At 41.4% G+C, this 1,783-nt stretch carries 3 protein-coding genes; all 3 read right to left on the bottom strand.

Annotated features, from left to right (window positions below; translation table 11 throughout):
• On the bottom strand, positions 1 to 697 hold a 697-nt coding region (locus FJR06_RS12195), incomplete at its 3' end, for a 2-phosphosulfolactate phosphatase family protein (protein ID WP_168651514.1).
• 163 nt (positions 698 to 860) lie between these two features.
• Positions 861 to 1,241 carry a DUF423 domain-containing protein gene (locus FJR06_RS12200; RefSeq protein ID WP_168651515.1) on the bottom strand — a complete coding sequence of 127 codons (381 nt, stop codon included), beginning with the start codon at positions 1,239 to 1,241 and terminating at the stop codon, positions 861 to 863.
• A gap of 8 nt (positions 1,242 to 1,249) precedes the next feature.
• Positions 1,250 to 1,732, bottom strand: a complete 483-nt coding sequence (locus FJR06_RS12205; RefSeq protein WP_168651516.1) for a hypothetical protein — start codon at positions 1,730 to 1,732, stop codon at positions 1,250 to 1,252.
• Positions 1,733 to 1,783: the final 51 nt, after the last annotated feature.

Consider the following 1,783-nt stretch of genomic DNA (forward strand, 5'->3'; position numbering starts at 1 on the left):
GTAAAATATCTAAAGTATCAGTTTGGGAACAATATTTCAGGTCTTCTAAACATTCTAAGCGTAATAATCGTTGACCATGACTAGCTTTGTGTAATAATCCTAATAGGTCATTTTGCCATTGGGAATAAAGAGCGATCGCACTAACCACTTCATCATTGCCACTGATGTCTTCTAGGGGACAATTAGTTTGTTGCCAAATACTATGAGCGATCGCCCCCGCACATACTGTATCCTCTAAAGAATAACTTCCTTCCCAGCCAGAACCAACAATCCAGACTGTTTCCGGTTGCTTTTCTAACAGAAATTTAACTACTGCTGCCCGATTAATCAAAGCTGCTGCGAGAACAATGGGGGCGTTTTGTATCCGCTGTAAAGCCCTTGTCCCATTGGTGGTACTAATAAATAACCTTTTTCCAGCAACTAATTCGGCTGTGCAATCTAAGGGTGAGTTACCCAACTCAAAACCAGCTACTTTAGCACCACCCCTTTCTCCAGCCCTAAGTCGCTTGTCTGAAGGCCATTGTTCACTCACTGTCATCAGTTGATCTAAATCGCTAAAAACCTGTACAGCTTCACCTCCAGCGGCTAATACTGTGGCCATTGTACTAGTTGCTCGCAGAACATCAACGGCGATCGCACATTCTGGAACTGTATCATTTGGGGTCAATTCGGGAGTGTGATATATAAATATCTTCACGTGCTGGCTACACCTATTTCATAAGACTGCGGTAATATTCTACCTACTTGATGTCACCAACTGATGATACTATTTTTCAATAGATAAGAGAGAAAAGGTAACAGGCAAGGGAAAACGAAGATTTTGAGTGATAATTTAGACTCCATTTCCCATTTGCTACTGATTAAAACTTGATAGTTGCACCAGCCACAGCTAAAGCAGCCCAACCCAGTATTAATGCCAATCCTCCCAATGGTGCAACTGCCCCTAAAGACTTAATACCAGTTAAACTGAGAGCATATAAGCTACCGGAAAAAATCACCACACCAATAATAAATAACCAACCACTGACTAAAAGCGTCGTTGGGGGATTTTCTAAACGACTCATGAGCATGGCGACTAACAAAAGTGCCAGAGCGTGGTACATTTGATAACGAGCGCCAGTGTCAAATATTTCTAAAGAGCGCTCGCTAATTTTTTCCCGCAAAGCATGAGCGCCAAAAGCACCACCAGCAACAGACAAACCGCCAAAAATGGCGGCTATAGTTAAAAAAAACTGTGTCATCTCACCTATTAAACATCAAAATGATATGATACAGCCCCTTCTTCGGTGACTTGAAAATTCGCATTGAATTCTTTAGCTTTCTTATCTAAATATTGTTTAGCTTCCGCTGCTGGTAATTGAGACTGCATAGCAAAACTTAACAAAGTTACTCGTCCTTGATTTTCTAGTAACATTTGATAAAACTGCGCTTGTAATTGTTCACTGTTTTGCTGCTTTAAAGCTTTTTTCTCTTGTTGACTTTGTTTATACAATCCTAATGCTAACCAACTCCCCAATATCGCACTAGGAACACCAAAAATTATCCCTCCCACAATAGTATCTTTGCTCTCTTGAGCCGCATTGGGAGGTGAAAATACCTGTTCCCCCTCCACAGGATATACTGTTACTCCTGACTGCGCTGATTTATCTATTATTTCTGATACTGATATCGCCAAAAACATGAATCCGAGTGTGAGTAACCAACCAGCAGCCAGTTTTTCAGCCGTCTTCATAAGAATACCCGGTAAGCGTGAAACTCAGCGGCTTTAGCCCTGAGAGGGAAA

Source organism: Dolichospermum sp. UHCC 0352, assembly GCF_009711925.1.
GTDB classification, from domain to species: Bacteria; Cyanobacteriota; Cyanobacteriia; order Cyanobacteriales; family Nostocaceae; genus Dolichospermum; species Dolichospermum lemmermannii.